Source organism: Massilia rubra (assembly GCF_011682065.1).
Classification (GTDB): Bacteria; Pseudomonadota; Gammaproteobacteria; order Burkholderiales; family Burkholderiaceae_D; genus Telluria_A; species Telluria_A rubra.
Genome location: NZ_VUYU01000069.1, coordinates 1 through 1,680, shown reverse-complemented (window position 1 = coordinate 1,680; position 1,680 = coordinate 1). Strand labels below are relative to the sequence as shown.

At 60.1% G+C, this 1,680-nt stretch carries 1 protein-coding gene; it reads left to right on the top strand.

Features of this window, described 5'->3' with window-relative positions; translation table 11 throughout:
• The first annotated feature begins 267 nt into the window (after positions 1-267).
• The gene (locus F0185_RS33995; RefSeq protein WP_167233106.1) at positions 268-1,623 is read left to right on the top strand and encodes an IS110 family RNA-guided transposase; all 1,356 of its coding nucleotides are present in this window, start codon (positions 268-270) and stop codon (positions 1,621-1,623) included.
• Positions 1,624-1,680 lie beyond the last annotated feature (57 nt).

Genomic DNA, 1,680 nt, shown 5'->3' with positions numbered 1-1,680 from the left:
TGTCAGCGTAGTAATCGGCGGGCCGCCGAAAATCGCGCCGAAGAAACAAATATTGGGTATTTGTGGCAGAGTGGAATGAGGCGCTGCGCAAGACCGATAGAGCAATGGTGCGATTGCCCGAATGTCAGCGTGGTCCCGGATACGTCATCGACATTGGTGAAGCGGGTAGGCGCTTTGAACCGCCTACACCGCTATCCCGTTTAAGAGAGTGAGCACGACGACGTTCCACTGCAGCGCCCCATTCCAATCTGAATGATGGAGCTAACGATGGCAGAACGCAACCGAAAATTGACAGGCAAGTCGAGCGGGCAGCATCGCTCTCTGGAGATTGCCTATCCGAACGCCGCGGGTATCGATATCGGCAATGCCGCCCATTTTGTGGCGGTACCGCCTGATCGCGATGACTATCCGGTACGTGAATTTCCCAGTTTTACGCAAGACCTGCATGCCCTGGCTGACTGGCTCACGGCCTGTCGGGTCGATACCGTCGCCATGGAATCGACCGGCGTGTACTGGATACCGCTGTTCGAACTACTGGAAGCACGCGGTTTCAAGGTGCTGCTGGTCAATGCGCGCCACGTCAAGAACGTTTCCGGCCGCAAGTCCGACGTGCTCGACTGCCAGTGGCTGCAGCAATTGATGAGTTATGGTTTGCTGGCCGGCGCATTCCGTCCGGACGACGAGGTGTGCGTGCTGCGTTCGCTGTGGCGCCAGCGTGCCAGGCTGTTGCGCGAGCAAGGCAGGCAGGTTCAGCGTATGCAGAAGGCGTTGACTCAGATGAATATCCAGTTGGCCAATGTCATCTCCGACATCGTCGGTGTCACGGGACAGCTGATTGTGCGCGCCATCCTTGCCGGCGAGCGCGATGGCCACACCCTGGCGGCACTGAAAAACGGCCGCATTCACGCCAGTGAGGATGAGATCGCCCGCAGCCTGCAAGGCAACTGGCGGCGGGAACATTTGTTCGACTTGGGCCAGAGCGTGGCGATGTTCGACTTCATCGGCACCCAGTTGGCGCACTGTGATCGCGAAGTCGACCAGCAGTTGCGACTTCTGCAGAGCCATGACGCGTTGCCGGAAAAGAGCGGCAAGCGCAAGGGGTCGCGCAACGCGCCCGAGTTCGACCTGCGTGCGCGCTTGTTTCAGATGTGCGGCGTGGACTTGACGCGGATCGACGGCATCAACATTACCACCGCGCTGGCGGTGGTATCGGAAACCGGCGCCGACCTCACGCGCTTTCCGACCGTGCGACACTTCACCAGCTGGCTTGGCTTGTGCCCGGGGACAAAAATCAGCGGTGGCAAGATTCTGAGTGCAAAGACCAAGCGCGTCGTCAACCGGGCGGCACAGGCGCTGCGTCTGGCGGCGGCCTCTTTACGAGCCAGCAGGTCCGCACTTGGCGCCTACTACCGCCGCCTATGCGCCCGAATGGACAAACCCAAGGCTGTCACTGCGGCGGCACATAAACTGGCACGGCTCGTCTACACCATGCTCACCCGGGGCGAGGAATACACCGATCAGGGCCAGGAGCAATACGAGCATCAGTATCGGGACCGCCTGCTACGCAATCTTGCAAAACGCGCGGAACAGTTGGGCATGACACTTACCCCGGCTACCGCATGAACAACACCATGGCCGGGAGGGGGCGGCGGTGTTGTTTCTTAAGAGACCTGACACCGG

Coding starts and splice junctions, on each gene's coding strand:
- F0185_RS33995 (WP_167233106.1), top strand. CDS start 268: ATGGCAGAACGCAACCGAAAATTGACAGGCAAGTCGAGCGGGCAGCAT.